The organism is Thermodesulfobacteriota bacterium, from assembly GCA_036482575.1.
GTDB lineage: Bacteria > Desulfobacterota > GWC2-55-46 > GWC2-55-46 > JAUVFY01 > JAZGJJ01.
The window spans coordinates 1-4274 of record JAZGJJ010000234.1 but is presented as its reverse complement, the minus strand read 5'-3'; the positions used below and the strand labels follow the sequence as shown (position 1 = coordinate 4274).

Annotated in this window: 3 protein-coding genes; 2 read left to right on the top strand and 1 reads right to left on the bottom strand. The window is 59.9% G+C overall.

Annotated features, from left to right (window positions below; translation table 11 throughout):
* Positions 1–38 precede the first annotated feature (38 nt).
* Positions 39–1793, top strand: coding sequence for a tetratricopeptide repeat protein (locus tag V3W31_10410; GenBank protein MEE9615342.1), 1755 nt, complete (start codon positions 39–41; stop codon positions 1791–1793).
* Between the two features lie 155 nt (positions 1794–1948).
* Entirely contained in the window at positions 1949–2539 is a 591-nt protein-coding gene (locus tag V3W31_10405) for a hypothetical protein (protein ID MEE9615341.1), read from the top strand.
* A gap of 266 nt (positions 2540–2805) precedes the next feature.
* Here V3W31_10405 and V3W31_10400 read toward each other — a convergent pair.
* On the bottom strand, positions 2806–4274 hold a 1469-nt coding region (locus V3W31_10400; protein ID MEE9615340.1), incomplete at its 5' end, for a hypothetical protein.

Genomic DNA, 4274 nt, shown 5'->3' with positions numbered 1-4274 from the left:
GGGCATTTGCAGCAAAGCAATCGCAGGAGGCATACATGATGAAAAGTTACATACATAGCGGCCGCGCATTATTTCTGGCCTTACCCCTGCTCTTACTGGTCCCGGCCTGCAGTTCGGTGTCCGTGGCGGGAGGAGGCAGGAACATCGCTCCAGACAAGGGCTTTGTGAGGGTCCTGACGCCCCACCGGCCCAACGCCAGCGCCTACTACTTCTTTTCCATGGCGCACCTGTCCCGCAAGAAGGGCGACATAGACGGGGCCATTGTCTATTACAGGAGGGCCATACAGGCCGACCCGCTCTCTCCGCTCCTCTATACCGACCTGTCACACCTCTACATAAGGAAGGGTGATAACGAGCTCGCGGAGAGCCTGCTTGAGAAGGCCGTCGACGTCGACCCCACCTACGTGCCCGCCCATCTCTTTCTCGGGGAGATATACCTCCTCACCGGGAAGGAGGAGGAGGCCATAAAGGAGCTCGAGACGGCGATAGAGCTCGACCGTGAGGGGCGCAAGGCCTATATCTTCCTGGGCGCTTTTTATGCGAAGAAGGGGAGGTTCGATGAGGCCACCGACGTCTTTGAGAGGCTCGTTGAGCAAAGGCCCGATTCCGCCGTCGGCTATTACTACCTGGGCAGGGTAGAGGCGGCGAGGTCGCACTACGCAAAGGCCGCCGAACACTTCAGCAGGGCCATCGACATAAACCCGTCCTTCGGCTCCGTATACCTGGAGCTCGGCCTCGCCTACGAGCAGGCCAAGCAGGTGGATAAGGCGATAGAGACCTACCGGAAAGCGCTCGAAGTCGTGCCGCACAGCCGTGAGCTCAAGAACAGGCTCGCGACCCTCTTTATCCAGCAGAACAGGCTCGATGAGGCCCTCGGCCTGTATGATGAGCTAAAGAAGAGCAAGCCCGACAGGCTCGACGCCATGACCAAGATCGGGCTCATCTACTTCGAGCAACAGATGTTCGATAAGGCCGCGGCCGAGTTCAGGTGGGTGCTTGAGGAGAAGCCGCAGGCGCACAGGGCCCGTTATTATCTCGGTGCGACCTATGAGGAGAAGGGGGAGTTTGAAAAGGCCATAGAGGAGTTCAAGAAGATACCCGCCAACGACAAGGTGTTTGTGGACGCCAAGATACACACGGCTTTTATATACGAGAGGCAGGGCAGGGTCGATGACGCGGTGGCGGCGATAAGGGAGGCCATAGAGTTGAAGGGCGGCGACGCGGAACTCTACAGGCTCCTCGCTTCGGTCTTGAGAGAGGCGGGTAAGTTCACCGAGGCCATGGCGGCCATCGAGGAGGCGCTTGAACTCTCCCCCGATAATACCGACCTGCTCTTTACCCTCGGCGTTCTATACGACGAGGCCGACAGGTACGAGGAGTCGGTAAATACCATGCTCAAGGTCATAGACCTCGATCCCGGACATGCCAATGCGCTCAACTACGTGGGATATACCTTCGCCGAAAAGGGTATAAGGCTCGATGAGGCGGAAGAGTACGTAAAGAAGGCCCTTGCCGTTAAGCCCGAAAGCGGTCATATCATCGACAGTCTCGGATGGGTATATTACAAAAAGGGGGAGTTCGATAAGGCGGTCATGGAACTGGAGAAGGCCACCCAGTACCTCCCCGAAGACCCGGTCGTGGTCGAGCACCTCGGAGATGCCTACTTGAAGGGGAGTTTCAAGAAAAAGGCCAGGGACGCGTACGAGAAGGCCAACCTGCTCGACCCGGATAACGAGGCGCTCAAGAGCAAGTTGGACAGGGTCAAGGCGGACCTCGGGGGCGAGAGCGAGTAGCGGTGCTTTCCTTTCCGAGGGTATTTTTTCCCCTTCTCCTGGCCCTTTTCCTTGCTTCGGGTTGCACGTTAACCTCCTCCCGTATTCCCGACACCACGTCCCGTTCCGTCCCGCCCGCCGCTACCTCAGGAACCCTTCTCCCGGCCCCTTCCCCTTTGCTCGTCCCGGACTCTTTAAGGGCCCGGGCCAGGGTGGAGCTTACCGCGAAGGAGTTGAAGGGCAGGGCCGTTATACTGGTAAAGAGGCCCGACCTTGTAAGGATTGAGATACTCGGACCGCTCGGACAGGCCGTTTCGGTGCTGGTAAGCGACAGCCGGCGCATAGCCCTTTACTCGGAGGGAAAGGTAAAGAGCTACCGCTGGGATGACCCGGCGCAACCCTATCCCTTCGGCGCCCGTGAACTCGTCTCGTTCCTCATGGGCATGCCCCGTGGGACGTATCCCGAAGGCGGGGGGAGGGCGGGCAGGGGGGGGAGGGGGGACAGTGGCGGCAGCGGGGGCGACTACGAGTTCTCAACCGACGGGGACGGCCGTGTATCAAAGCTCGTCAAGTTCGAAGACGGCGTTCTCGTGCTGAAGGCGGCCATGGAGGACTACCGCGAGATCGAGGGCGTGGTCGTACCCATGAGCGTATCGATCGAGAACGGCGAGGGGGAGCGGCTCCTCATAAGCTACTCGTCGGTAGAGGTGAACCCGGAGATGGAAAGGGAACTCTTCAACCTGCCGGACTCCATCTCCACCCCATGACGAAAGGGCCCCGGCCCGGCTCTATCCCTTCTCCTTCAAGTACTCGACACCCATATCTCCGCTGGCGGGCAGGGCTCGCACCCAAGGCACTTGTGGAACCGCTTCGCCATGAGCCGTTCGACCTCTTCTGTAAGGGCCGGACGGTCGAGCCTTATCTGAACGAACGCGCCCTGAAGGCATTCGCACTCAACGCACTTCTCGACAGCGAGCTGCTCCGTGAGTCTTTTTAAAAATTATCCGGCCCGGTTTTTTCCCCTTCCATGCCGTTACGCCCGGCCCTTTATGGTGGCGAGCCACTCCTTTACGAACTCCTCCTCGTCCTTTTTCGTCTCCACCTCGCCATTGAGCTTCTTTCTGAACAGGACGCCGAGGATCTCTCCCATGTCCGGCCCTTCGGCCACTCCAAGTTTCTTAAGGTCGTTACCCCCGAGCGAGACCTTTACGTTCCGGAGGTGGGTTACGTAGTTTGAGAGGTCCTTCTTCACCTGCTCCTCTTCCGTCCCGGCCATGAGATACAGTAAAAGTTCGAGAGGGAGCGGGTGGAGGAGTTCGTACAGGTCGCCGTTCGTTTTCACCCTGCCGGTCTCGATCAACTTCAGAGCCTTCCTGCTTCCGCTCCTTCCGGTGACGACGGCCTGTCTCTTCTTGCCCACGATCGAGAGCCTCCTGCCGAGCGCCGCGAACTCCTCTTCGGTAAGTCCGTCGGTCAGGGCGAGCAACAGCGTGAGCCACTCCTCCACCCTGTCGGGGGTATAGAGGAGGCGGTGCCAGGCGAGTACCTCCCGCGTCCTCTCGAAGAGCTTTTCGGTCCGCTCGTCCCAGGCAAGTGACGGATGGATGAGTTTCAGGAGCCCCAACTCGTCGAGCCTCTTAACCGCCCCGGCGGCCGCGTCCTCCTTGAGGACGTTCTTCATCTCGTCGCGGAGCCTTGGGCCGGAGAGTTTCTTTATTATGTCGAGTTTTACGGTGTTCTTTATGAGGTTCAGCGTGTGCCGGGCCATCCTGAAGCCGAACCTCTCGGCGAAGCGCACGGCACGGAAGGCCCTGGTGGGGTCCTCGACGAAGCTCAGGTTGTGGAGCACCTTGATGGTCTTCTCCTTTATGTCGCGCTGGGCGCTGAAGAAGTCCACTACCTCCCCGAACCTTTCGGGGTTAAGCGCCACGGCAAGGGTGTTTATGGTAAAGTCGCGCCTGTAGAGGTCGAGCTTCAGCGAGGAGAGCTCGACCGTTGGGAGCGCGCTCGGCCTCTCGTAGTACTCGAGCCTCGCGGTGGCCACGTCCAGCTTGAAGCCCGCGGGGCGGATTATTCCGTCCGGGAATATCACCACCGCGGTCTTGAAGCGCTCGTGGCTTCTGACCTTGAGCCCCTTTCCTTCGGCGAACTTCGCGGCGAACTTTATGCCGTCCCCTTCGATCACTACGTCCATATCGAGGTTCTCGCGTTTCAGGAGGAGGTCCCTTACGAAGCCGCCAACGACGTAGGACTGGAAGCCGAGCCCCTCGGCGGTCCGGCCGATCTCTCTCAGAATCTCCAGGGCCCAGCCCGGGAGCCGCTCCTTCATGAGCGAGGTCAGCCGTCGTTTCTTCTCCACCCTGCCGGGTTTCTCGGCGAGCTCCTCCTGGAGGAGTTTCAGTATGTCGGTCCTCGTGACCACCCCGGCCACGCGTCCGGCATCCCCGGCATAAAGGACCGGCAGCAGCCTCTGCCCGTGCGCCAGGACTTTTTCGCGGATCT